We start from the raw sequence: 21789 nt of genomic DNA, 5'->3' as shown, positions 1-21789 counted from the left end.
TTCACTTCAAGCCTTATGCCTGATAGGCGTAAGAAGATTTGAAGGATTTCATGGCTGCTTCAAGCGTTTTCTCGCTCTCGTCGGACATTGCACCTGAAGCATTGACGGCTTCCAAAACTTCCGGATGTTGGGTACGGACAAAGCTCAAAAATTCAGATTCAAAAGCCAGAGCTTTGGCAACCGGAACATCAGAATACGAACCGTTGTTGATTGCCCAAAGGGTCAAAGCCATTTCAGCCGTATTCAACGTACTGAACTGTTTCTGTTTCATCAGTTCGGTTACGACTTCGCCATGCTCCAACTGTTTGCGCGTAGCTTCATCCAAATCGGATGCAAATTGCGAGAACGCCGCCAATTCACGATATTGCGCCAACGCCAAACGGATACCGCCACCCAGCTTTTTAATCACTTTGGTTTGTGCAGCACCGCCTACGCGGGACACGGAAATACCGGCATTGATTGCAGGACGGATACCGGCGTTGAAGAGGTCGGTTTCCAAGAAAATCTGACCGTCGGTAATCGAAATGACGTTAGTCGGAACGAAAGCAGATACGTCGCCTGCTTGGGTTTCGATAATCGGCAAAGCAGTCAGAGAACCGGTTTTGCCTTTTACTTCGCCGTTGGTCAATTTCTCCACTTCGTGTTCATTGACACGTGCCGCACGTTCCAACAGACGGGAGTGCAGGTAGAACACATCGCCGGGATAGGCTTCGCGGCCGGGCGGACGGCGCAAAAGCAGGGAAATTTGACGGTAAGCCACAGCCTGTTTGGACAAATCGTCATAAACAATCAAGGCATCTTCGCCACGATCGCGGAAGAATTCACCCATCGTACAACCTGAATAAGGTGCGATATATTGCAATGCCGCCGCTTCAGATGCAGTTGCAGCAACCACAATCGTGTGTTCCATCGCGCCATGCTCTTCCAATTTGCGGACCACGTTGGCAATAGAAGATGCTTTTTGACCGATAGCGACATAGATACAGATAACACCCGTACCTTTTTGGTTGACGATGGCATCCAATGCTACGGCCGTTTTACCTGTCTGACGGTCGCCAATAATCAACTCACGCTGACCGCGACCGACAGGAACCATAGAGTCAATCGCCTTCAGACCGGTCTGCATCGGCTGGTCAACCGATTTGCGCGCAATCACGCCCGGTGCGATTTTTTCGATAGGGGCGGTCAAAGTTGTATTAATCGGACCTTTGCCGTCGATAGGCCGACCCAATACATCAACGACGCGTCCGACCAGTTCGCGTCCGACCGGCACTTCTAAAATACGGCCGGTACAGGTAACCGTGTCGCCTTCTTTAATATGTTCGTACTCGCCCAACACTACGGCACCGACGGAGTCGCGCTCTAGGTTCATCGCCAAGCCGAAAGTGTTACCCGGGAATTCGAGCATCTCACCTTGCATTGCATCTGACAAACCATGGATACGAACGATACCGTCAGTTACCGAAATCACCGTACCACAGGTACGCACTTCGGCATTTACAGACAGATTTTCGATCTTGGCTTTAATCAAATCGCTAATTTCAGCAGGATTAAGCTGCATGAAAACTCTCCTAATTCGTCATAGTCGTGTACAAGGCACTCAGTTTGCCTTGTACAGACAAATCCAAAACCTGATCACCCACTTCAACTTTTATGCCGCCAATCAGCTCCGGTTCGATTTCGACAGAGATTTTCAGCTCGCTGTCGAAACGCTTATTCAGCATTTGCGCCAACTCGCCGACCTGTTTGTCGGTCAACGGATAGGCACTGTAAATGACGGCAGATTTGATATGGTTGAATGATAAGGTCAAGTCTTGATATTGAGCATATACTTCCGGCAATATCGACAAACGTTTCTGCCCGGCCAAGACAATAACAAAGTTTTTCAACTCCTTGTCTTTCAAACCGACCAAATCGATGAGGATATCTACTTTTTCTGAAGCATTCGTTTCAGGACGGTCAATCAATGAAGCCACCTTCCCTTCCTGAACAACCGCCGCAAGTTTTTCCAGTCCGCCCAACCAAGACTCAATTTGGTTTTTTTCCTGAGCCAGACCGAACAATGCCTTTGCATAAGGTCTGGCGATCGTTGCGAACTCTGCCATAAGATTACAGCTCCTGTTTCAGGGTATCGAGCAGTTTTGCGTGTTTGGAAGCATCGACTTCGCTGCGCAAAATAGATTCGGCACCTTTGACAGCCAACACGGCAACCTGCTCGCGCAGGGATTCGCGCGCGCGGAACAATTCCTGCTCCACATCGGCTTTTGCCTGAGCTGCAATGCGCGCCGCCTCGGAAGAAGCCTGTTCTTTGGCTTCTTCGACAATTTTGGCGGCACGTTTTTCGGCGTTGGCAACCATTTCGGAAACCTGATTACGCCCTTCTGCCAAGAGTTCTGCAACCTTTTTTTCAGCCTGCTCGAAATCGCTTTTACCACGCTCGGCAGCAGCCAAGCCTTCGGCGACTTTTGCGGCACGCTCATCCAAAGCTTTTGCAATCGGCGGCCACACAAATTTCATGGTAAACCATACCAAACCGAAAAAGACGATGATTTGAGCGAATAATGTTGCATTGATATTCACGTTACTTAACCTTCGTATTGGGGTTAATCAAACAGGCTGCGCCTGTACGGAACGGACGAATCCGTCCTGATTATGCACCTGCAAACGGGTTAACGAAGGCGAACAGCAGTGCAATGGCCACACCGATCAAGAATGCCGCGTCAATCAGACCAGCGATCAAGAACAGTTTGGTTTGCAGCGGACCGATCAGTTCAGGTTGGCGAGCAGAAGACTCCAAATATTTAGAACCAACCATTGCGATACCGATAGATGCACCCAATGCACCCAATGCAACGATCAAACCACATGCGATAGCAATCAAACCCATTTTAAACTCCTTAAAGAAACAAAGGTTAAACTACAAAAACAAACTACTTGGGAAAATCAGTGTGCATCGTGCGCCTGCCCGATATAGACGAACGCCAACGCCATGAAAATAAACGCCTGCAGGGTAATCACCAAAATATGGAAAATCGCCCATGCCAAACCGGCAATAATGTGGAACACAAACAGAATCGGATCCATGACTTCAACGCTGCCGGAAGCCGCCCAAGCACCGCCAAGCAAGGCTATCAGCAAGAATACCAATTCGCCCGCATACATATTGCCGAACAACCGCATACCGTGGGATACGGTTTTAGAAAGAAACTCGACCAAGTTCAACAGAAAGTTCGCAGGTGCGAGTTTTGCACCGAACGGCGCGCTGAACAGCTCGTGGAACCAGCCGCCCAATCCTTTGATTTTGATGTTGTAATAGATACAAATCAGCAATACGCCGACAGCGAGTGCCAAAGTGGTGTTCAAATCGGCAGTCGGTACGACGCGCAGCAGGGCGTGATGATTGCCGGTAATGCCCTGCCATACCATCGGCAGCAAATCGACCGGCAGCATATCCATCGCATTCATCAGGAAAATCCAGACAAACAGCGTCAGACCCAACGGCGCGACGGCTTTTCTAGACTTTTCGTTGTGAATGATGCTCTTACACATATCGTCCACAAACTCGAACAGGATTTCCACCGCAGCCTGGAAACGCCCGGGAACGCCTGCCGTTGCTTTTTTTGCACCGCGCCACAACAGGAAGCTGCCGATTACGCCCAACAGGACGGCGAAAAAGACGGCATCAAGGTTAATAAACGAAAAATCAGCAATGTTTTTCAGTCCCTGACCCTGAGTAACGTCCGACAAACTGGTCAAGCTCTGCAAGTGGTGCTTGATGTAGTCGGCAGCGGTAATGGTTTCACCTGCCATAATCTTTCACTCTCAACAATACTAAAAAAACCAGATGGCTGACACCGAGCAGCCCCATCAGAAACGGGGCGAACACCAGCGATTGATGCCATATTGCAAATACGGCGAGCATGGAAAACAGCGACAGCACTACTTTTAAAATCTCTCCGAAGACGAACATCCTGCTTTGCAGGAAGGGGTTTCCCCTGAAAAGTTTTAAAAGTAAAACTGCAACAAACGTGGGAAGCAGATAGGACAAACCGCCCCCGACCGCCGAAAGGAATCCGGCAAAACCCCATACGGCAAAGGCAACTGCGGCGCATATGGACAATACGGCGGATTGTAGGATGATAATCTGCTTCATAAAGGGAATGTTTCCGCCTCGGATTTGAGGCGCGGCTAATATAATTTAGAAGCCTTATTACGTCAAGCGACAGTTAATCTTTGTGAAACAACGTATCCCAATCCGCCGCGCCCGCCGCCTGAATAACGGCAGCAGGTGTTATTCTAACACACATTACATATAATTACAGATTATTGGAAAGTTTGTCCGAATTTCTTTACGTTTTATGTTTCAGACGGCATATCCCGCAAAATTAAGGCCGGTAATCTATGCCCAACTGCTTCAAAATGTGGTCGAAGGTTTCGGGCGTGTCGAAATGCAGGATGATTTTGCCTTTTTTGTGGTTGGCGGTTTTGATTTCGGCGTTGACACCCAATTTCTCGGTTAATATTTCATTGAGTCGGCGGATATCGGTATTGACTGTCTTTTTGGGCTCGGGACGTTTGTTTTGAAGGGCGGCTTGGCTGCGGCGTTCGACTTCGCGCACCGACCAGCCGTTTTTAACGGCCTTTTGCGCCAACTCGAGCTGTTCTACGACGGGGAGGGTCAGCAACGCACGGGCATGCCCCATTTCCAGGCGGCGTTGGTAAAGCATTTCCTGCACGGGTTCGGGCAGGCTTAAAAGGCGCAGGCTGTTGGAAATCGCGCTTCGGCTTTTGCCGACGGCTTTGGCTATGGTTTCGTGGGTCAGCCCGAACTCGTCGGCAAGGCGTTTCAAGCCTTGTGCTTCTTCGATGGGGTTGAGGTTTTCGCGCTGGAGGTTTTCAATCAAACCCATTGCCAGCGCGGTTTCGTCGCTGATGGTTTTGATAACGGCGGGGATTTCGGACAGGCCGGCAATCTGTGCGGCGCGCCAACGGCGTTCGCCTGCAATCAGTTCGTATCGGGACAGTCCGTGTTCGCGCACGATGACGGGTTGTATCACGCCTTGCGCCTTAATCGAATCCGCCAGCTCCTGCAAGGCTTCGTCATCGATTTGAACACGCGCCTGATAGCGGCCGGGCCGGATATCTTTAACCGCAACCGCAGTCAGCCGGTCGCCGCTGCTGTTGTCCGCGCCGTTGGCGAGCAGCGAATCCAATCCGCGCCCCAATCCGCCTTTTACTTTTGCCATACCGCCCTCCCGTGCCTATTCAGATAGGATGTTAAATCGGGTATTTTATCGGATATTGGGTGTTGCCGACAATTTGTATCCGTGTTTATCGGATTTCTGTTTTTTCACTATAATAGCCGGTTTGCCGTTGCAGGCGGTTTTATGGGGGAGGCGGAGATGGTACGGCGTTTGATTGTCGGCATCAGCGGGGCGAGCGGTTTCCAATACGGCGTAAAGGCTTTGGAACTTTTGCGCGCGCAGGGAGTCGAAACGCACCTTGTGGTGTCAAAAGGGGCGGAGATGGCGCGCGCTTCGGAAACGGCTTATGCGAAAGACGAAGTGTATGCCTTGGCGGACGTTGTCCACCCTGTCGGCAATATCGGGGCGTGCATTGCCAGCGGTACGTTTAAAACGGACGGGATGCTGGTCGCCCCCTGTTCGATGCGGACGCTTGCCTCGGTCGCGCACGGCTTCGGCGACAACCTCTTGACTCGTGCGGCGGATGTGGTTTTGAAGGAAAGGCGGCGGCTGGTGCTGATGGTACGCGAAACGCCGCTGAACCTTGCCCATTTGGACAATATGAAGCGGGTAACGGAAATGGGCGGCGTGGTGTTTCCCCCTGTTCCTGCGATGTACCGCAAGCCGCAGACGGCGGACGACGTGGTGGCGCACAGTGTCGCACACGCTTTGTCGCTTTTCGGAATCGATACGCCGGATTCGGCGGAATGGCAGGGAATGGCGGATTAAAGGACAAAAATGCCGTCTGAACACGGATACGGTTCAGACGGCATTTGCCCGTCCTTGTTTGATTGGAAACGGCAGCAAACCCAACCTTCCGGATTTCTGCCTTTTCGGGAATGGCGAAAGTGTGCTTGCGGTTCGGCCGGATATATAGTGGATTAACAAAAATCAGGACAAGGCGACGAAGCCGCAGACAGTACAGATAGTACGGAACCGATTCACTCGGTGCTTCAGCACCTTAGAGAATCGTTCTCTTTGAGCTAAGGCGAGGCAACGCCGTACCGGTTTTTGTTAATCTACTATAAAACCCTCTTCTGCAAAATTGCCGCCGCATTCAAAAAATGCCGTCCGAACTGTGTTCGGACGGCATTTTTCACGCACCGTTTCCGATTTATTTGGCTGCTCCTTCATTCCATGCGGCAGGGTATTTGTAGCCCTCGAAGCGTTTGTGCGCGTAGGCTTTGAACGCGTCGGAGTTGTAGGCCTCGGTTACGTCTTTAAGCCATTGGCTGTCTTTGTCGGTGGTTTTTACGGCAGACCAGTTGACATAGGCAAAGCTCGGTTCTTGGAACAGGGCTTCGGTCAGCTTCATGCCGCTGCTTATGGCGTAGTTGCCGTTGACGACGGCAAAATCCACGTCGGCGCGGCTGCGCGGCAGTTGCGCGGCTTCAAGCTCGACGATTTTGATGTTTTTCAGGTTTTCGGCAATATCCGCTTTGGATGCGGTCAGCGGATTGATGCCGTCTTTGAGTTTAATCCAACCCAGTTCGTTCAGCATCACCAAGGCGCGTGCGAAGTTGGACGGGTCGTTGGGCGCGGATACGGTGCTGCCGTCTTTGACTTCTTCCAGCGATTTCAGCTTGCCCGGATACAATCCCAAAGGTGCGGTCGGCACTTGGAAGGCTTCTGTAATGTCCAGATTGTGTTCTTTTTTGAAATCGTCAAGATAGGGTTTGTGTTGGAAGATGTTGATGTCCAACTCGCCCTCCGCCAATGCCAGATTCGGGCGCACATAGTCGGTAAATTCAACCAGTTTGACGGTATATCCTTTTTTCTCCAGCTCGGCTTGGATTTGCTCTTTGACCATATCGCCGAAGTCGCCGACGGTCGTGCCGAAGACGATTTCTTTTTTCTCCGCGCCGTTGTCGGCAGAAGGAGCGGCGGCAGAGGCTGCGGGCGCGCTGTCCTGTTGGCCGCCGCAGGCGGCGAGGATGAGCGCGAGTGCGGCGGCGGAAAGGGTTTTGAAGAAGGTTTTCATATTTTCTCCTGATGTTGTGGCGGTTTCAAACAAAAATGACGGGCAGGAAACCCTGCCGTCCGGATTCGGCGTTCAGACGGCATTTGCCGCGAACAGGGGGGATTTTATAGCATTTTTTGGATAGCGGTGGGGGTTTTGGCGTTCAGACGGCATTCGGGTTCAACGTTTGTCCAATTTCCGCGCCAACGCGTTGCCGGTGCTTTGAATCAGAATGACCAGCAGCACGAGGAGGGCGACGATAAAGACGATGACTTCGGTTTGGTAGCGGTAGTAGCCGTAGCGGATGGCGAGGTCGCCCAAGCCGCCGCCGCCTATCATCCCTGCCGCCGCGCTGTATGACAAAAGCCCGATGGCAAGCACGGTAATGCTGGAAACCATGCCCGCGCGCGCTTCGTTTAAGAGGACTTTGCGGACGATGGCAACCGGAGGCGCACCCATCGCGGCGGCGGCTTCAATCACGCCTTTGGGGACTTCGCGCAGGTTTTGTTCTACCAGTCGGGCAAAATAAAACAATCCTGACACGCTCAACACCAGCGAAGCGGCAACCGGGCCGATGGTGCTGCCGACGATGGCGCGGGTCGCAGGTATCATCGCAATCATCAGGATGACGAAGGGGAAGGCGCGCATCAGGTTGACTAAGTTGTCAAACAGGAAATTCACCGGCTTGTTGTAATGCAGTTGGCGGCTGGAAGTTACGAAAAGCAACACGCCCAGCAGCGTGCCGAAAACGACGGCGAATGTGGTGGACAAGCCGACCATCACGAAGGTTTCGCCCAAAGCGCGGACGATTTCGCCTTTCATACCGATGATGTTGGCGGCGGCTTGTTGGAAGGTCAGGTCTGCCATTTCAGTCCTCTCTGATGAGTTCGCGCCCGATTTCCGATTGGGCGTGGATTTGGTTGCCGCGTACTTCGACGATTTCGACGACTTTGCCTTTGTCCAAGAGGGCGGCGCGGTCGCACAGTCGTCTGATGACGCTCATTTCGTGGGTTACGATGACGATGGTTACGTTGAATCGTTTGTTGATGTCTTCCAAACATTCCAAGACGCTGCGCGTGGTGGCGGGATCGAGGGCGGAAGTGGGTTCGTCGGCGAGGATGACTTGGGGTTTGGGCGCGAGTGCGCGGGCGATACCGACGCGCTGTTTTTGTCCGCCGGAGAGTTGAGCGGGGTAGTGGCCGGCGCGTTCGGTCAGGCCGACGATTTCGAGGCATTCTTTGACACGCGCTTTGATTTTTTCAGACGACCAACCGGCGATTTCCAACGGGAAGGCGACATTGTCGGCAACGGTGCGGTTGCTTAAAAGATTGAACTGCTGAAACACCATACCGATATTCTGCCGCGCCTGACGCAATGCGGCAGCATCGAGCGCGGTCAGTTCTTGTCCGCAGACGTTGACTTTGCCCGTGTCGGGGCGTTCCAACAGGTTGATCAGGCGCAACAGGGTGGATTTGCCCGCGCCGGAATAGCCCATCAGCCCGAAGATTTCGCCGTCGCGGATTTCGAGGCTGGTCGGCTCGACGGCGGCAAAACGGGTCTTGTCGCGCGTTTGGTAATGCTTGGAAACCTTGTCCAAAATAATCATTGTCTTTCCCATAAAACAAAGCCCGATGTCGGACACAACGGGCGCGGAAGATAAAGCTGAAATTGTCGGAACGCTTTAGCTGTTATGCCCGCAAGCTGTGTCAAATCGGCAGGTTAATTTTCGTAGGATATTATCGGGAAAGCGTTTTTTTGTCAATAAAGCAGGAAGCGGGCAACCATTTCGGACAATGCCGTCTGAAACGGAAAGCGGCAGCGGCACGCGTCCAAACGGTAAATTATTGAAAAATATATTTTATAACGGAAAAGCGTTCCAAAGGCGGTGCGGTTTCGGCATATAATTCGGGCAAACGCCTGTTCAGACGGCATTTTGTCTTTTCCAACCCTGACCGTTCAGGGTTCCGATTCTTAAGGAAATCCGATGTACCTACCCTCTCTGAAGCATTCCCTGCCACTGCTGGCGGCCCTGGTGCTTGCCGCGTGTTCTTCGACACACGCGCCCGGCGGCAAGACCCCGGCAGGCAATATAGAAACTGCCGACCTTTTGGCAAGCGTTCCCACCCGCCCAGCCGAACCCGAAGGAAAAACGCTGGCGGATTACAGCGGCTACCCGTCCGCACTGGATGCAGTGAAACAGAAAAACGATGCGGCAGTCGCCGCCTATTTGGAAAACGCCGGCGACAGCGCGATGGCGGAAAATGTCCGCAACGAGTGGCTGAAGTCTTTGGGCGCGCGCAGACAATGGACGCTGTTTGCACAGGAATACGCCAAACTCAAACCTGAAGGGCGCGCCCAAGAAGTCGAATGCTACGCCGATTCGAGCCGCAACGACTATACGCGTGCCGCCGAACTGGTTAAAAATACGGGCAAACTACCTTCGGGCTGCACCAAACTGTTGGAACAGGCAGCCGCATCCGGCTTGTTGGACGGCAACGATGCCTGGAGGCGCGTTCGCGGACTGTTGGCCAACAGCCAAACCACGGACGCACGCAATCTGTCGGCCGCATTGGGCAGCCCGTTTGACGGCAGCACACAAGGTTCGCGCGAATATGCCCTGTTGAACGTCATCGGTAAAGAGGCGCGTAAATCGCCGAATGCCGCCGCCCTGCTGTCCGAAATGGAAAGCGGTTTAAGCCCCGAACAGAGCAGTTTCGCGTGGGGCGTATTGGGGCATTATCAGTCGCAAAACCTCAATGTACCCGCCGCCTTGGACTATTACGGCAAAGTTTCCGACCGCCGCCAACTGACCGACGACCAAATCGAGGGGTACGCCCGCGCCGCCTTGCGCGCCCAACGTTGGGACGAGCTGGCCTCCGTTATCTCGCATATGCCCGAAAAACTGCAAAAAAGCCCGACCTGGCTCTACTGGCTGGCACGCAGCCGCGCCGCAACGGGCAACACGCAAGAGGCGGAAAAACTCTACAAACAGGCGGCAGCGACGGGCAGGAATTTTTATGCGGTGCTGGCAGGGGAAGAGTTGGGTCGCAAAATCGATACGCGCAACAATGTTCCCGATGCCGACACAAACAGCGTCCGCCGCATGTCGGAAGACGGTCCAGTCAAACGCGCACTGGTATTGTTCCAAAACAGCCGAACCACCGGCGATGCAAAAATGCGCCGTCAGGCTCAGGCGGAATGGCGTTTTGCCACACGCGGCTTCGACGAAGACAAGCTGCTGACCGCCGCGCAAACCGCGTTCGACCACGGTTTTTACGATATGGCGGTCAACAGCGCGGAACGCACCGACCGCAAACTCAACTACACATTGCGCTATATTTCGCCGTTTAAAGACACCGTAATCCGCCACGCGCAAAATGTTAATGTCGATCCGGCGTGGGTTTACGGCCTAATTCGTCAAGAAAGCCGTTTCGTTATGGGCGCGCAATCCGGCGTAGGCGCGCAGGGGCTGATGCAGGTTATGCCCGCCACCGCGCGCGAAATCGCCGGCAAAATCGGTATGGATGCCGCACAACTCTACACCGCCGACGGCAATATCCGTATGGGGACGTGGTATATGGCGGATACCAAACGCCGCCTGCAAAACAACGAAGTCCTCGCCACCGCAGGCTATAACGCCGGTCCAGGCAGGGCGCGCCGATGGCAGGCGGATATCCCCCTTGAGGGCGCGGTATATGCCGAAACCATCCCGTTTTCCGAAACGCGCGACTATGTCAAAAAAGTGATGACCAATGCCGCCTACTACGCCTCCATCTTCGGTGCGCCGCACATACCGCTCAAACAGCGTATGGGCATTGTCCCCGCACGCTGACGTACCGATGCCGTCTGAAACCCGCCCGGCCTTTCAGACGGCATTTTTATTCCGAACGGCATTGACGGCGAACCATAAATATAAGACAATCCGAAAATTGTTTTTCCTGCTTTTTCAAGCAGCTTGACACGGCGCAAGCCGACCCGTTAGGAGGTGATGTTTCCGTCACGGCGCGTATCCCGCCGCCGTAAGGCACAGCGATACGGCAAACCTTCAACACCGTCCGCCCTACCCTTTCCACCGATATGATGGGCAGATGAAACAACCGAATTTATTAAAGGAAATAAAATGCCTGCAATCCGCGTAAAAGAGAATGAACCATTTGAAGTCGCTATGCGCCGTTTCAAACGCGCCGTAGAAAAAACCGGTCTGTTGACCGAGCTGCGCGCCCGCGAAGCCTACGAAAAACCGACTACCGAACGCAAACGCAAAAAAGCGGCAGCCGTAAAACGCCTGCAAAAACGCCTGCGCAGCCAACAACTGCCGCCCAAAATGTACTAAACATCCAAGCAGTACAGATTACAGGTCAGCCCTGTGATATGAGGACACACCGCAAGACCTGCTCTGCGGTGTGTTTTGCTTTTCAGACGGCATCGAAACCCGCCGTTTCCATCCGACATCCCAGCGAGGACATTATGAGCCTGAAAATCCGCCTTACCGAAGACATGAAAACCGCGATGCGCGCCAAAGACCAAGTTTCCCTCGGCACCATCCGCCTCATCAATGCCGCCGTCAAACAGTTTGAAGTGGACGAACGCACCGAGGCGGACGATGCCAAAATCACCGCCATCCTGACCAAAATGGTCAAACAGCGCAAAGACAGCGCGAAAATCTACACTGAAGCCGGCCGTCAGGATTTGGCAGACAAAGAAAACGCCGAAATCGAAGTACTGCACCGCTACCTTCCCCAAATGCTCTCCGCCGGAGAAATCCGTACTGCGGTCGATGCCGCCGTTGCCGAAACCGGCGCGGCAGGTATGGCGGATATGGGCAAAGTGATGGGGCTGTTGAAAACCCGACTTTCCGGCAAAGCCGATATGGGCGAAGTCAACAAAATCCTGAAAGCCGTACTAACCGCCTGATTGCCCGAATATCGGACAAAATGCCGTCTGAAGCCCGTATCGCAGGTTCAGACGGCATTTTCAATGTCCCAATATCGAATCGGCAGGGGCAACACGGTTTTGATACGCAGAAACAGGTTTTGCCGATAAACGGATTACGTTTGCGCCCCGTCGGACAAAATGCCGTCTGAAACACGATTCCGTTCAGACGGCATAGATTTATTTGACCAATTTCAAGCCTTTTTTGGCGGGTCGGGGCGCGGTTTCGTCAAAGGTGTTTTCAGGCGGCGTATCGGGGCGGTACTCCTCCAATTCAAACCCCATACCTTCGCCGGTCTCCCGTGCGAAAAGGCTGAGGACGTGTCCGACAGGTATCCATATATCGTGCGCTTGTCCGCCGAAACGGGCGGAAAAGCTGATCCAATCGTTGTCGATTTGAAGGTTTTGCGTGGCGGTCGCGCCGATGTTGAGCATAATTTCGTTGTCGCGGACGTACTGCATGGGGACGCGCGTGTGTTCGTTGACCCAAACGAGGATGTGCGGTGTGAGACTGTTGTCGCTGCACCATTCGCAGAGGGCGCGGAGGATGTAGGGTTTGGTGGAAGTAGGCATAATGGGTTCCGTGTGGTGTGCCTGAATGTGAAAATGCCTGCAAAACGGCGGGTTTTGCAAGCATTTCGGACTTATTTGCGCATGGCTTTTTCGGCGGGTGTCAGTGCTTCGATAAAGGCTTCGCGCTGGAAGATGCGCTCGGCGTATTTGAGCAGCGGCGCGGCACTTTTGCCCAGTTTGACATCGTAGTGGTCGAGCCGCCACAGCAGCGGGGCCAGGGTGACATCAATCATAGAAAAATCTTCGCCGAGGATGTATTTGCTTTTGCTGAACGAAGGGGCAAGCATCGTCAAACCGTTGCCGATGGCTTCGCGCGCTTTTGCCTGTTCCTTGTTGGTGGCGGCGGGGTTTTCCAAAACTTGGACGTGGTTGAACAATTCTTTTTCCATACGGTACAGCACCAGCCGCCCTCGGCCGCGCATAACGGGATCGCCGGGCATAAGCTGCGGATGGGGGAAGCGTTCGTCAATGTATTCGTTGATGATGTTGGACTCGTGCAGCACCAAATCGCGCTCGACCAGCACGGGAACTTGGTTATACGGATTCATGACGGCGAGGTCTTCGGGTTTGTTGTAAATATCGACGTCTTTGATTTCAAAATCCATACCTTTTTCGTACAAAACGAAGCGGCAGCGGTGGCTGAAGGGGCAGGTAATGCCGGAATAGAGGGTCATCATAATAATTGTCGCTCCTGTGTGATGCCTGCAAAACGGCTGATTTATAGTGGATTAACAAAAACCAGTACAGCGTTGCCTCGCCTTAGCTCAAAGAGAACGATTCTCTAAGGTGCTGAAGCACCAAGTGAATCGGTTCCGTACTATCTGTACTGTCTGCGGCTTCGTCGCCTTGTCCTGATTTTTGTTAATCCACTATATAAAGGTTTAATCGCGCAATTGTACGCGATTTCCGGCACTTAATCCAGAAATTCGGCTCAATCTGTTGTTTTTAATATATTTTCCCCAATTTTCCGTATCAATGCGAACTTACTGTCTTTGTTGCGCGGGCGCGCACCCTGCCAAACCGTCTGCCAGCCTTGCGGCGCATCCGCGTTTTGGGGCAGGCGGACGATGCGGTAGCGGCATTGTACATCGCCGACGCGGTGCGGCAATGTGCCGTACTGTGTCCAAACAATCCGCGTGTGCAGGTCGCCGCTGTCTATGCCGATACACTCGATGCCGTCTGAAAGCTCCCGTTTCAATTCCGGGGAAAGCGATGCCTCCATACTCCGGACGACCGGCGCGTGGCTTTTCGCTGCGTCCAGCCACGGCAGGAACAGCGTCATCAGCAAAGCCCAGGTTAGGGTAACGCCTGCCGCCCAGTTGGTAACCGCCTGCCTGCCGCGTATGTTTTTCCGGGTAATCGCCCACAGCCACAAGGGTGTGAACAGTACGGCAACCACCATCGGAATGGGATCGATGTCGGGAACGTAATACGGGCTGAAGTAGGCGGCGCGTTCGGCAAGCTTGGCGGGCCAGCCGTAATTCATGGCGAAAAAGCCCGTCCACAGGAACACGGCAAACAGTCCGAACGCCATAATGCCGAACCAGTTGACAAACGCCGCCGCGCCGCGCCTCAGGCTGTCCAGTTGCGCCGCGCCGAACAGGGCAAGCGGCGGCAGCAGCCAGACGAGGTTGTCTTGAAAACGCTGCGGATTGACGGCGAGCAGCACCAAAACGGCAAGCATCCAGACAATGCCCAAAATCCCCCAGTCGGTCGAAAACAGGCGCGTACGGCAAACCGTCCAAACCGCCAGCGGCAGCGCGGGCAGTGCGAACCAAGGCAGATTTTTCAGATAGTAAAACAAACTGAATGCCGTCTGAATGTGCCGCACGCCGCCGAACGTACCGAAAACATGATAGTCGAGCCATTGCGCGAACAGTGCCGGCTGCGTTTTTGCCAACAGCAGGGGATAGACGGTCAGCAACGGCAGGGCAAAGGCAAGCGAGGCGACTGCCGTCAACATCAAACGCCTGCTTTGCCACGGACGGAAAAACATCAGCACGGGCAGGGGCAGCATCAGCGCAAATGCCGCCGGATAAGCCGCCGCCAGCGACATCAGCGTCCAGCCCGTACCGAGCAGGAAAGAGGCGGCAATCACACGGCGGCGTGCCAGCGAGTAGCCGTGCAGTACCAGCCCTGCAGCTGCAAAAGCGGCGGCGGCGGGATTGAGGAAATGGGCAACCGGAATCAGCCCGATACAGCCGATAAGGATTAAAACAACGCTACGCCCGTGGTGTCTGCCCAAAAAGTTGAAACCGGCAAAGCCGCAGGAAGTCAGTCCGATAACGGCGAAAAACACGCCTGCAAAGCGTGCGGCATCATACGGGTCGGCAGCCCACGGCGACAGCAAATGTTTGAACGCGGCGGCAACCCAAAGATACACGGGCGGTATGCCGAAATCGGTTTGACCGAACAGATGGGCAACCAAGGGGGTGGGGCTGCCTGCCAGTGCTTCGACGGCGGTATAAACGGCAGGTTCGGCAGGATTCCATAAATCGTGGGAAAACACGCCGGGCCACAGCCAGGCAAACGCCATCAACAGCAGCAGCCACGGTTTTTCGCGGGTTTTGGCGGGCGGGAGGGCATCGGGTGGGGTATAGGTCAGCATAAGCGTGAGAAGAAATGGACGGATTGCCAAGTGTAGCAAATATTCGCACAAAGGTCGTGCAGAGACTGCTTCAGACGGCATCAGACACAAAAAGACCGGCAACAAAAAAGACTGCACGGGGCAGTCTTTTTGCAAATCGGCTATCAGCGTTTGAACAGGTTGCCGAATTTGTTGTTAAATTTGTCCACGCGGCCGGTGGTATCGACGATTTTTTGGGTGCCGGTATAGAACGGGTGGCACAGGGAGCAAACCTCGATGTTGAAGTTTTCTTTTTCCATCGCGGATTTGGTTACGAATTTGTTGCCGCAAGAGCAGGTAACGTTAACTTCGTGGTAGTTCGGGTGAATACCTTGTTTCATTTGATTTCCTTTCAAAAAAGCGGGCATAGGGGATGTACCTATGCTTCAGACAAGTCCGACATTCTCTCTATTTTCTGTTGTTACGTCAAGAGTATATTCGATAAAATGCAAAAAGGTTACTCTGAAGGAGGTTTTATGAGGGTGAAGTTTTTTTCCCTGCTGCTGCGCTTCGCCGGTTCCCTATTGCCGCCGTCCCATATGCGCGGCATCGGCATCATCGGCAAAAGCGTACGCGTATTTCTGGCACGGCGGGTTTCGCCGCATATCGGACGCGGGGTCAATATCGAACGCGGTGCCTATGTGTTCCCGGATACGGTTTTGGGCGATGGTTCCGGTATCGGGGTAAACTGTGAAATCTGCCGTGGTTTGACAATCGGCAGGAATGTGATGATGGGGCCGGAATGTCTGTTCTATTCGACCAACCACAAGTTTGACCGTGAAAACAAACGCTTTGAGGGCTATACGGAAATCCGTCCGATTACGTTGGAGGACGATGTCTGGCTGGGGCGCAGGGTGATTGTGATGGCGGGCGTAACCGTCGGACGCGGTTCGGTCGTGGGCGCGGGCGCGGTGGTTACAAAAGACATTCCGCCCTACTCTTTGGCGGCAGGCAATCCGGCAGTGGTGAAAAAGAATCTGCTGGATGATTAAATGCCGTCTGAACGTGTCGGGGCGGATGATCTGAAAAAACAGGAACATCGTTCCTGCTTTTTTTTGCGCTTCAGACGGCATCGCTATTGTGCCAGCGCGGTATCGATTTCTTGGTAGAGTTTGCCGAAATCGGGTTCGCCGACATAAGTTTTGAGAATTTCGCCTTTTTTGCCGATAAGGACGGAAGTCGGGTAAACCTGCGTGCCGAACGCCTGTCCGACGGCTTTATCCGCATCATACATGACGGCAAACGGCAAACCGTAGTCTTTGACATATTGGCGGACGCTTTCTATCGGATCGATGGGCTGGGCAACGGCGAGGACTTGGAAATCTTTATTTTTGTAGTCGTTTGCCGTTTTGATGACTTTGGGCATTTCGCTCACGCAACCGGGACAGGAGGGAAACCAAAAATTAATCAGGGTTACTTTGCCTTGCAGGTCGGCGTTGGAAACGGTTTTTCCGTGCAGGTCGGATAGGGAGAAGGCGGGCGCGGTTTTGCTGTCGGGGATGAGGACGATGGCAAGGAGGATGCCGATCAGTGCAACGGCGGCGGCGGTGAGTATTTTTTTCATTCGGACAAGGTTTCCAGTGCGCGGGCAAGGGTGGCGGGCAGGCTGACGGTGCGTTGTGCGGCGGCGTGGACGGGCATCAGGGTGATGTCGGCTTCTGCGGCGGTTTTGCCGTTTGGCAGTGTAATCGTCTGGGTCAGCACAATGCGGCGCGTGCCGGGGGTTTTCAGACGGCATGAAAACTGCAATACGTCTCCCTCTACGGCAGGACGGCTGTAACGGATATCGATGCGGGCAACAATGAGCATGAGGTCTGACAATTCATGCAGCAGTCCGCGCTCCTCGAAAAACGTCCAACGCGCTTCCTCGAGGAATTCGAGGTAGCGCGCATTGTTCACATGACCGTAGCCGTCGAGATGGTAGTTGCGGACAGTCAGCTTCATCAGTTCAGGTTAATGGGTTGGAAAGCTTCGCGGGCAAGCGGTTCGTGTTCGAGGTCGGTGATGACGGTAGAAAGCTGGATGTCGAACCATTCGTTGAAAATGTCGGCATCGAGCGCGGGCCACTCGCGTTCGTCTTCGCACCAATCGGCAAGTTCGGCGGCGAAAATATCTTCGAAACGCGCTTCGATTTCGTCCCATACTTCGTCGGCGGTTTCACACGGGCGGACCAGGTAGGAATTGGCATCGGCTTGGATGTCTTCGAGGGTCAGTCCGTCCAGATGGTTGCCCGGCAGGGTTTGCAGCCAGTTCCAGAAGGGTTCTAAGGGGATGAGGACGAATACGCTGCGGTTGACTTCGTACATGGTTTTTCCTTTGCTGTCGCGCGGTATGTGCAAAAAAGGGATTATAGCCCAATCTGTGGTTTCGGACTGTCCGTTCCGACAGAAGGGAATGCCGTCTGAACACGGATTTTCAGACGGCATGGCTTTAGGGTTGTGTTCCAAGTTGCGTTTCTGCTTCCCCTGCTGCTTCTGCCTGTGTTTCGGATACGGAATCTTCTTGAACGGCAGTTTCCGCCGCACCGGTTTCGGCACTTTCGACCAATTCGTCGATGTCGATGTTATCTTCCGTACCTTCGACAGGTGTTGCACCGGTCTGCCGGGCACGTACCTTCATATAGAGGTCGCGTGTGTAGCTGTATTTATCGATGGCGGCATCGTCCAGGCCGTCGGTCAGGTCAAGCAGGCCTTCACGGGTATTGACGGCGGATACGGCAGTCGTTCCCCAGCGTCCGGCAGGGGTATGGAAAACGATATTCTTGGGCGGATAAACAGTGGTAATACCCGTACCGAGCGCATCGCGGACTGTGGACGGGCCGAAAACGGGCATTACGAAATAATTGCTGTTTTTCCAGCCCCATGTGGCAAATGTATCGCCTAATGTATTTTTGTTGTCGGGTATGCCGCCCGCACCGGCAATATCGATGAGCCCGCCCAACCCGAAAGTGGTATTGATGCCGACACGGACAAGGTCTTCGCTTGCGCGTTTGATGTCCAAGCGCAAGATATTGCTGCCGAAACTGACCACATCGCGCAGGTTATTGAAGAAATTGGAAATACCTGTACGGACGGGTTGCGGGGTAACTTTGCGGTAGCCGCGTGCGACAGGGGCAAAAATGTAGCGGTCGGCTTGATCGTTAAACCTGCTGACGGCGCGGTTATACCCTTCATAAGGGTCGGCAGGACGGGTTTCTGCAAATGAAGGGGCAGAGGCGAATCCAATCAGCAGGAGGATGGCGTAGGCGGTTTTTTTCATGATTTCAGCCAGTCTTTGATTTCGTACAGTTCGGACAGCGCGCGCACGGATTCGGGAATGCCGGTCAGCCTGACGCTGCCTTTGCCGCCGCGCAGCACTTCGAGCAGCAGCGACACGCAGGCGGAATCGGCACGTTTGACACCGCCGAAATCGACGGCAATGGTTTCTTTCAGACGGCATTGCTGCCGGAAACGCTCAAATGCGTCCCCGGTCAGGGTTTTGACAGTGATGTCGCCGCTGACGCGCAATGTTTCGTTATTGAATTCTGTATGCATAGTGTTCGGTAGGAAAAAAAATCCATGCCGCCTTCAGTCTAGCGGCATGGCTTATGGATTACTTGCTGCCGTTTTTGGCCTTCAACTCGGCAATCAGCCCGTCTATGCCTTTGGCTTTGATAATTTCGCTGAATTGGTTGCGGTACACGGTTACCAGGCTTGCGCCTTCGATGGCGACGTTGTAGGCACGGTATTTGTTGCCGCTTTGGTAGGTAGTGAAGTCCATGTTGACGGGTTTTTGCCCAGGTACGCCGACTTCAGCGCGGACGATGATTTCTTTGCCGCCTTTATTGACAATAGGGTTGTCTTTAACGTTAACGTTGGCATTTTTGAATTTCAACATGGTACCGGAGTAAGTGCGGATCAGTAGGGTTTGAAATTCTTTGGTCAACTCTTGTTTTTGCGCGTCAGACGCGGTACGCCAAGGGTTGCCGACCGCCAGTGCGGTCATGCGTTGGAAATCGAAATAAGGGGTCGCGTATGCTTCGGCTTTTTGGCGGGCAGTGTTGGCATCGCCGTTTTTTAAGATGCTCAATACTTGAGTGGCATTTTGACGGATTTGGTTCACTGCGTCGGCAGGGGCGGCAACTGCCATGCTGATGCTCAAGATGCCGATGCTCAGTGCGCTGATGAAAGAGGTTTTTTTCATGATTTAAGTGTCCTAGTTTGAATATGATGGTGTACGTTTATTCGGTGGCTTTTGCCGCATCGTCGCCGCCCGCCGCGTTTTTCTCGGCAAAACTCGTCATGAATTTGCCGATCAGGTTTTCCAGAACCATGGCGGAGCTGGTAACGGAAATGGTATCGCCTGCGGCAAGATTCTCGGTGTCGCCGCCTTGTTGCAGGCCGATATATTGTTCGCCCAACAGGCCGGAAGTCAGGATTTGCGCGGAAACATCGCTGCTGAACTGATATTTGCTGTCCAAATCGAGACGGACTTTCGCCTGATAGGATTTCGGGTCAAGCTCGATGGAACCGACGCGTCCGACCAATACGCCTGCGGATTTAATCGGCGCGTTGGTCTTCAGGCCGCCGATGTCGCTGAAATCGGCATATACGGTATAAGTCTTGCCGGAATTGCCGAACGCCGCACCGCCCGCCACGCGGAAAGCGAGAAAGCCGACCGCTGCCACGCCGAGCAGAACAAACAGTCCGACCCAAAATTCCAATACATTCTTTTTCATTAAAGTTCCTTGAATATCCAATGTTCTTTGTTTCGTTTTCAGACGGTCTGTCAATCTGTAAACATCCACGCGGTCAATATAAAATCGACCGCCAAAATCGTCAGGGCGGACGAAACCACCGTGCGCGTGCTGGCGCGCAAAATGCCTTCCGAGGTCGGGACGCAGTGGAAGCCCTGATGCACGGCAATCAGCGTTACCGCCACGCCAAACGCGGCGGATTTAATCAGACCGTTGATTACATCGTAATGTATCGTGATGTTGTTCTGCATTTGCGACCAGAAAATGCCACTGTCCAAGCCCAGCCAAGTTACGCCGACCAAATACGCGCCGAAAATGCCCGCCACGTTGAAAATCGAAGCCAAAAGCGGCATGGAAAACACACCCGCCCAAAAGCGCGGCGCAACCACACGGGCGACAGGGTTTACCGCCATCACGTTCATCGCTTCGAGCTGTTCGGTCGTTTTCATCAGACCGATTTCGCTGGTCATCGCACCGCCCGCGCTGCTGGCAAACAGAATCGCCGCCAACACCGGACCCAGTTCGCGCAACAGCGAAGCCGCAACCATATAGCCCAAAATATCGGCGGATTTGAATTTCGACAACTGCGTATAACCCTGCAAACCCAAAACCATACCGACAAACAGCCCCGAAACGGCAACAATCAACACCGACAGCACACCGGCGAAATACACTTGGCGCACGCTCAGGCGAGGACGGACGAAAGCCGTACCGGACTTCGCCAGAATGTTCAACAGAAATAGCGTAATACTGCCGAGGGATTGAATAAAGCCGAGGGTTTTCGCCCCGACGGAACGGATAAAATTCATAAATTTCTATGTGTAAGGTTCAACGGTTTCAGACGGCACCGGCTCATTTACCCGAGCAAATCCTGATGCAATGAGGTTTGCGCCGGATAGCGGTATGCCACGGGGCCGTCTGCCAGCCCGCCGACAAACTGGCGCACCCAAGGCGAATCCAGTTCGCGCATTTCCTGCGGCGAGCCGGAGAACATAATTTCGCCGTGCGCCAAGAAAATCACCTGATCGACGATTTCCAAAGATTTTTCAATGTCGTGCGTGACCATAACGCTGGTGGAACGCAAAGCCTTGTTGACGCGGCTGATCAAGTGGGCAATCACGCCCAGCGAAATCGGATCGAGGCCGGTAAACGGCTCGTCGTACAACATGATTTCAGGGTCGAGCGCAATCGTGCGTGCCAGCGCGACGCGGCGCGACATCCCGCCGGACAACTCCGACGGCATCAGGTTTTCCACGCCGCGCAGACCGACCGCGTTCAGTTTCAACAAAACCAAATCTCGAATCACCGCTTCCGGCAGCTGCGTCAGTTCACGCATCGGAAAAGCAATATTGTCAAATACAGACAAATCGGTAAACAGTGCGCCGTGTTGGAACAACACACCCATACGGCGGCGGTGTTCATACAACTCGTCAGCCGAAAAGCCCGCCAAATCCCGTCCTTCAATCAAAACCTGCCCGGACTGCGGACGAATCTGTCCTGTAATCAGCCTCATCAGCGTGGTTTTGCCGCTGCCCGAACCACCCATTACGGCAGCAAAATTGCCTTGCGGAATACTGAAATTGATATTCTTCAGAATCGGGCGGTCGCCATACGCAAAGGCGACATCTTTCATTTCGATAAAAGGGAAAGGACTCATGTGCGGGCAAAACGATAGGTTTGACGGCGTGTATTTTAAGGCTTATCGGAAAGACGGGCAATT

General features: G+C 53.6%; 30 protein-coding genes. 6 read left to right on the top strand and 24 right to left on the bottom strand.

Annotated elements, in window-relative coordinates; translation table 11 throughout:
- Positions 1-13 precede the first annotated feature (13 nt).
- The 7 genes from atpA to Q3O06_RS10975 form a co-directional block, all read right to left on the bottom strand.
- A complete protein-coding gene (atpA, locus tag Q3O06_RS11005) occupies positions 14-1561 on the bottom strand; it encodes a F0F1 ATP synthase subunit alpha (RefSeq protein ID WP_301818912.1) in 1548 nt (515 codons plus the stop codon).
- Between the two features lie 10 nt (positions 1562-1571).
- Entirely contained in the window at positions 1572-2105 is a 534-nt protein-coding gene (locus Q3O06_RS11000) for a F0F1 ATP synthase subunit delta (protein ID WP_301818911.1), read from the bottom strand.
- Between the two features lie 4 nt (positions 2106-2109).
- Positions 2110-2580: a F0F1 ATP synthase subunit B gene (locus Q3O06_RS10995; protein WP_002214796.1), complete on the bottom strand. Its 471-nt coding sequence runs from the start codon at positions 2578-2580 to the stop codon at positions 2110-2112.
- A gap of 70 nt (positions 2581-2650) precedes the next feature.
- Complete coding sequence (atpE, locus tag Q3O06_RS10990) at positions 2651-2887, bottom strand: F0F1 ATP synthase subunit C (protein ID WP_002214801.1); 237 nt, start codon at positions 2885-2887, stop codon at positions 2651-2653.
- A gap of 56 nt (positions 2888-2943) precedes the next feature.
- Entirely contained in the window at positions 2944-3810 is an 867-nt protein-coding gene (atpB, locus tag Q3O06_RS10985) for a F0F1 ATP synthase subunit A (RefSeq protein ID WP_002214802.1), read from the bottom strand.
- On the bottom strand, positions 3800-4153 hold the full coding sequence (locus Q3O06_RS10980) for an ATP synthase subunit I (protein WP_301818903.1): 354 nt from the start codon (positions 4151-4153) through the stop codon (positions 3800-3802). The genes atpB and Q3O06_RS10980 overlap by 11 nt, the downstream gene beginning before the upstream one ends.
- Positions 4154-4385: 232 nt before the next feature.
- Complete coding sequence (locus tag Q3O06_RS10975) at positions 4386-5246, bottom strand: ParB/RepB/Spo0J family partition protein (RefSeq protein WP_301818901.1); 861 nt, start codon at positions 5244-5246, stop codon at positions 4386-4388.
- A gap of 156 nt (positions 5247-5402) precedes the next feature.
- Here Q3O06_RS10975 and Q3O06_RS10970 point away from each other — a divergent pair, with 156 nt between their 5' ends.
- Positions 5403-5972, top strand: coding sequence for a UbiX family flavin prenyltransferase (locus Q3O06_RS10970; protein WP_107819210.1), 570 nt, complete (start codon positions 5403-5405; stop codon positions 5970-5972).
- Positions 5973-6357: 385 nt separating this feature from the next.
- Here Q3O06_RS10970 and Q3O06_RS10965 read toward each other — a convergent pair whose 3' ends face one another.
- The 4 genes from Q3O06_RS10965 to Q3O06_RS10950 all read right to left on the bottom strand — a co-directional run bounded on the left by Q3O06_RS10965 (position 6358) and on the right by Q3O06_RS10950 (position 9135).
- Positions 6358-7224, bottom strand: coding sequence for a MetQ/NlpA family ABC transporter substrate-binding protein (locus Q3O06_RS10965; protein WP_107819146.1), 867 nt, complete (start codon positions 7222-7224; stop codon positions 6358-6360).
- A gap of 159 nt (positions 7225-7383) precedes the next feature.
- Positions 7384-8070: a methionine ABC transporter permease gene (locus Q3O06_RS10960; protein ID WP_301818900.1), complete on the bottom strand. Its 687-nt coding sequence runs from the start codon at positions 8068-8070 to the stop codon at positions 7384-7386.
- Between the two features lies 1 nt (position 8071).
- A complete protein-coding gene (locus Q3O06_RS10955; RefSeq protein WP_301818898.1) occupies positions 8072-8809 on the bottom strand; it encodes a methionine ABC transporter ATP-binding protein in 738 nt (245 codons plus the stop codon).
- 152 nt (positions 8810-8961) lie between these two features.
- A complete protein-coding gene (locus tag Q3O06_RS10950; RefSeq protein WP_301818897.1) occupies positions 8962-9135 on the bottom strand; it encodes a hypothetical protein in 174 nt (57 codons plus the stop codon).
- A 52-nt stretch (positions 9136-9187) separates the two neighbouring features.
- Here Q3O06_RS10950 and ltgA point away from each other — a divergent pair, with 52 nt between their 5' ends.
- From ltgA to Q3O06_RS10930, 4 genes are all read left to right on the top strand, one after another.
- Complete coding sequence (ltgA, locus tag Q3O06_RS10945; RefSeq protein WP_301818895.1) at positions 9188-11035, top strand: lytic transglycosylase LtgA; 1848 nt, start codon at positions 9188-9190, stop codon at positions 11033-11035.
- A 288-nt stretch (positions 11036-11323) separates the two neighbouring features.
- A complete protein-coding gene (rpsU, locus tag Q3O06_RS10940) occupies positions 11324-11536 on the top strand; it encodes a 30S ribosomal protein S21 (RefSeq protein WP_002214819.1) in 213 nt (70 codons plus the stop codon).
- A gap of 134 nt (positions 11537-11670) precedes the next feature.
- Positions 11671-12117 carry a GatB/YqeY domain-containing protein gene (locus Q3O06_RS10935; protein WP_301818921.1) on the top strand — a complete coding sequence of 149 codons (447 nt, stop codon included), beginning with the start codon at positions 11671-11673 and terminating at the stop codon, positions 12115-12117.
- 20 nt (positions 12118-12137) lie between these two features.
- Positions 12138-12287 carry a hypothetical protein gene (locus tag Q3O06_RS10930; protein ID WP_301818893.1) on the top strand — a complete coding sequence of 50 codons (150 nt, stop codon included), beginning with the start codon at positions 12138-12140 and terminating at the stop codon, positions 12285-12287.
- A 28-nt stretch (positions 12288-12315) separates the two neighbouring features.
- On the opposite strand, the gene Q3O06_RS10925 is transcribed toward Q3O06_RS10930, so the two are convergent.
- From Q3O06_RS10925 to rpmE, 4 genes are all read right to left on the bottom strand, one after another.
- Entirely contained in the window at positions 12316-12708 is a 393-nt protein-coding gene (locus Q3O06_RS10925) for a ClpXP protease specificity-enhancing factor (protein ID WP_301818892.1), read from the bottom strand.
- Between the two features lie 71 nt (positions 12709-12779).
- Entirely contained in the window at positions 12780-13385 is a 606-nt protein-coding gene (locus Q3O06_RS10920; protein WP_301818891.1) for a glutathione S-transferase N-terminal domain-containing protein, read from the bottom strand.
- Positions 13386-13639: 254 nt separating this feature from the next.
- Positions 13640-15316: an ArnT family glycosyltransferase gene (locus Q3O06_RS10915; RefSeq protein ID WP_301818920.1), complete on the bottom strand. Its 1677-nt coding sequence runs from the start codon at positions 15314-15316 to the stop codon at positions 13640-13642.
- Positions 15317-15459: 143 nt separating this feature from the next.
- Complete coding sequence (gene rpmE, locus Q3O06_RS10910; RefSeq protein WP_003713538.1) at positions 15460-15675, bottom strand: 50S ribosomal protein L31; 216 nt, start codon at positions 15673-15675, stop codon at positions 15460-15462.
- Between the two features lie 135 nt (positions 15676-15810).
- Here rpmE and Q3O06_RS10905 point away from each other — a divergent pair, with 135 nt between their 5' ends.
- Positions 15811-16326, top strand: a complete 516-nt coding sequence (locus Q3O06_RS10905) for an acyltransferase (RefSeq protein WP_301818888.1) — start codon at positions 15811-15813, stop codon at positions 16324-16326.
- A gap of 83 nt (positions 16327-16409) precedes the next feature.
- Here Q3O06_RS10905 and Q3O06_RS10900 read toward each other — a convergent pair whose 3' ends face one another.
- The 9 genes from Q3O06_RS10900 to Q3O06_RS10860 all read right to left on the bottom strand — a co-directional run bounded on the left by Q3O06_RS10900 (position 16410) and on the right by Q3O06_RS10860 (position 21726).
- Positions 16410-16898, bottom strand: a complete 489-nt coding sequence (locus Q3O06_RS10900; RefSeq protein WP_301818887.1) for a peroxiredoxin family protein — start codon at positions 16896-16898, stop codon at positions 16410-16412.
- A complete protein-coding gene (locus Q3O06_RS10895; RefSeq protein ID WP_301818886.1) occupies positions 16895-17278 on the bottom strand; it encodes an acyl-CoA thioesterase in 384 nt (127 codons plus the stop codon). Before Q3O06_RS10895 ends, Q3O06_RS10900 begins: the two co-directional genes overlap by 4 nt.
- Entirely contained in the window at positions 17278-17640 is a 363-nt protein-coding gene (locus tag Q3O06_RS10890) for a hypothetical protein (RefSeq protein ID WP_002229974.1), read from the bottom strand. The genes Q3O06_RS10895 and Q3O06_RS10890 overlap by 1 nt, the downstream gene beginning before the upstream one ends.
- 124 nt (positions 17641-17764) lie before the next feature.
- A complete protein-coding gene (locus tag Q3O06_RS10885) occupies positions 17765-18592 on the bottom strand; it encodes an MlaA family lipoprotein (protein WP_301818885.1) in 828 nt (275 codons plus the stop codon).
- The gene (locus tag Q3O06_RS10880) at positions 18589-18867 is read right to left on the bottom strand and encodes an STAS domain-containing protein (protein ID WP_301818883.1); all 279 of its coding nucleotides are present in this window, start codon (positions 18865-18867) and stop codon (positions 18589-18591) included. The genes Q3O06_RS10885 and Q3O06_RS10880 overlap by 4 nt, the downstream gene beginning before the upstream one ends.
- A 58-nt stretch (positions 18868-18925) precedes the next feature.
- Positions 18926-19516: an MlaC/ttg2D family ABC transporter substrate-binding protein gene (locus Q3O06_RS10875; protein WP_301818882.1), complete on the bottom strand. Its 591-nt coding sequence runs from the start codon at positions 19514-19516 to the stop codon at positions 18926-18928.
- Positions 19517-19553: 37 nt separating this feature from the next.
- Positions 19554-20051, bottom strand: coding sequence for an outer membrane lipid asymmetry maintenance protein MlaD (mlaD, locus tag Q3O06_RS10870; RefSeq protein WP_301818880.1), 498 nt, complete (start codon positions 20049-20051; stop codon positions 19554-19556).
- A gap of 50 nt (positions 20052-20101) precedes the next feature.
- Positions 20102-20878 carry a lipid asymmetry maintenance ABC transporter permease subunit MlaE gene (gene mlaE, locus Q3O06_RS10865; RefSeq protein WP_127263500.1) on the bottom strand — a complete coding sequence of 259 codons (777 nt, stop codon included), beginning with the start codon at positions 20876-20878 and terminating at the stop codon, positions 20102-20104.
- A gap of 47 nt (positions 20879-20925) precedes the next feature.
- Positions 20926-21726, bottom strand: coding sequence for an ABC transporter ATP-binding protein (locus Q3O06_RS10860; RefSeq protein WP_025457618.1), 801 nt, complete (start codon positions 21724-21726; stop codon positions 20926-20928).
- Between the last annotated feature and the right edge of the window lie 63 nt (positions 21727-21789).

It is taken from the genome of Neisseria maigaei (assembly GCF_958267405.1).
GTDB classification, from domain to species: Bacteria; Pseudomonadota; Gammaproteobacteria; order Burkholderiales; family Neisseriaceae; genus Neisseria; species Neisseria bergeri.
The sequence above is the reverse complement of the archived record's forward strand: the minus strand, read 5'-3'. Positions and strand labels throughout refer to the sequence as shown.

Bases quoted from the DNA above. Each gene is read 5' to 3' on its own strand.
- Q3O06_RS10880 (WP_301818883.1), bottom strand. From the start codon at position 18,867: ATGCATACAGAATTCAATAACGAAACATTGCGCGTCAGCGGCGACATC.
- Q3O06_RS10890 (WP_002229974.1), bottom strand. From the start codon at position 17,640: ATGTACGAAGTCAACCGCAGCGTATTCGTCCTCATCCCCTTAGAACCC.
- Q3O06_RS10980 (WP_301818903.1), bottom strand. From the start codon at position 4,153: ATGAAGCAGATTATCATCCTACAATCCGCCGTATTGTCCATATGCGCC.
- Q3O06_RS10970 (WP_107819210.1), top strand. From the start codon at position 5,403: ATGGTACGGCGTTTGATTGTCGGCATCAGCGGGGCGAGCGGTTTCCAA.
- mlaD (WP_301818880.1), bottom strand. From the start codon at position 20,051: ATGAAAAAGAATGTATTGGAATTTTGGGTCGGACTGTTTGTTCTGCTC.
- Q3O06_RS10905 (WP_301818888.1), top strand. From the start codon at position 15,811: ATGAGGGTGAAGTTTTTTTCCCTGCTGCTGCGCTTCGCCGGTTCCCTA.
- Q3O06_RS10915 (WP_301818920.1), bottom strand. From the start codon at position 15,316: ATGCTGACCTATACCCCACCCGATGCCCTCCCGCCCGCCAAAACCCGC.
- Q3O06_RS10900 (WP_301818887.1), bottom strand. From the start codon at position 16,898: ATGAAAAAAATACTCACCGCCGCCGCCGTTGCACTGATCGGCATCCTC.
- Q3O06_RS11000 (WP_301818911.1), bottom strand. From the start codon at position 2,105: ATGGCAGAGTTCGCAACGATCGCCAGACCTTATGCAAAGGCATTGTTC.
- Q3O06_RS10965 (WP_107819146.1), bottom strand. From the start codon at position 7,224: ATGAAAACCTTCTTCAAAACCCTTTCCGCCGCCGCACTCGCGCTCATC.
- rpmE (WP_003713538.1), bottom strand. From the start codon at position 15,675: ATGAAACAAGGTATTCACCCGAACTACCACGAAGTTAACGTTACCTGC.
- Q3O06_RS10920 (WP_301818891.1), bottom strand. From the start codon at position 13,385: ATGATGACCCTCTATTCCGGCATTACCTGCCCCTTCAGCCACCGCTGC.
- Q3O06_RS10950 (WP_301818897.1), bottom strand. From the start codon at position 9,135: ATGCCGTCTGAACAGGCGTTTGCCCGAATTATATGCCGAAACCGCACC.
- Q3O06_RS10935 (WP_301818921.1), top strand. From the start codon at position 11,671: ATGAGCCTGAAAATCCGCCTTACCGAAGACATGAAAACCGCGATGCGC.
- ltgA (WP_301818895.1), top strand. From the start codon at position 9,188: ATGTACCTACCCTCTCTGAAGCATTCCCTGCCACTGCTGGCGGCCCTG.
- atpE (WP_002214801.1), bottom strand. From the start codon at position 2,887: ATGGGTTTGATTGCTATCGCATGTGGTTTGATCGTTGCATTGGGTGCA.
- Q3O06_RS10895 (WP_301818886.1), bottom strand. From the start codon at position 17,278: ATGAAGCTGACTGTCCGCAACTACCATCTCGACGGCTACGGTCATGTG.
- Q3O06_RS10885 (WP_301818885.1), bottom strand. From the start codon at position 18,592: ATGAAAAAAACCGCCTACGCCATCCTCCTGCTGATTGGATTCGCCTCT.
- Q3O06_RS10955 (WP_301818898.1), bottom strand. From the start codon at position 8,809: ATGATTATTTTGGACAAGGTTTCCAAGCATTACCAAACGCGCGACAAG.
- atpA (WP_301818912.1), bottom strand. From the start codon at position 1,561: ATGCAGCTTAATCCTGCTGAAATTAGCGATTTGATTAAAGCCAAGATC.
- Q3O06_RS10860 (WP_025457618.1), bottom strand. From the start codon at position 21,726: ATGAGTCCTTTCCCTTTTATCGAAATGAAAGATGTCGCCTTTGCGTAT.
- mlaE (WP_127263500.1), bottom strand. From the start codon at position 20,878: ATGAATTTTATCCGTTCCGTCGGGGCGAAAACCCTCGGCTTTATTCAA.
- Q3O06_RS10875 (WP_301818882.1), bottom strand. From the start codon at position 19,516: ATGAAAAAAACCTCTTTCATCAGCGCACTGAGCATCGGCATCTTGAGC.
- atpB (WP_002214802.1), bottom strand. From the start codon at position 3,810: ATGGCAGGTGAAACCATTACCGCTGCCGACTACATCAAGCACCACTTG.
- Q3O06_RS10960 (WP_301818900.1), bottom strand. From the start codon at position 8,070: ATGGCAGACCTGACCTTCCAACAAGCCGCCGCCAACATCATCGGTATG.
- Q3O06_RS10930 (WP_301818893.1), top strand. From the start codon at position 12,138: ATGCCGTCTGAAGCCCGTATCGCAGGTTCAGACGGCATTTTCAATGTC.
- Q3O06_RS10925 (WP_301818892.1), bottom strand. From the start codon at position 12,708: ATGCCTACTTCCACCAAACCCTACATCCTCCGCGCCCTCTGCGAATGG.
- rpsU (WP_002214819.1), top strand. From the start codon at position 11,324: ATGCCTGCAATCCGCGTAAAAGAGAATGAACCATTTGAAGTCGCTATG.
- Q3O06_RS10975 (WP_301818901.1), bottom strand. From the start codon at position 5,246: ATGGCAAAAGTAAAAGGCGGATTGGGGCGCGGATTGGATTCGCTGCTC.